The following is a 223-nucleotide window of genomic DNA, read 5'->3' as shown; positions in this document are numbered from 1 at the left end:
GACAAAGCTTAAACAATTAGGTATTCACTAGACCCGAATTGCAAGTGATCATTGGGACAGTTTCATCACTGCTTTTAAAAACTGCAAGCAAAGTATTAGTAAGTTGTTTACTGTAGGAATTGAAGATAATAATTGCAAAATAAGGCATCGAATAAGGCGTGGTTTTAGAAGAAGTTGCAATTTCTCCAAAAAGCTTGAAAACCATTTTAAAGCCTTCGACTTA

At 34.1% G+C, this 223-nt stretch carries 1 pseudogene; it reads left to right on the top strand.

The features are described 5' to 3' along the window. Window positions 1-223: pseudogene (locus tag ACG9ZB_RS17760) on the top strand (IS1 family transposase); the annotation flags it as partial.

The sequence above is a fragment of the Acinetobacter johnsonii genome (assembly GCF_048551975.1).
Taxonomy (GTDB): Bacteria; Pseudomonadota; Gammaproteobacteria; order Pseudomonadales; family Moraxellaceae; genus Acinetobacter; species Acinetobacter johnsonii_A.
The sequence above is the reverse complement of the archived record's forward strand: the minus strand, read 5'-3'. Positions and strand labels throughout refer to the sequence as shown.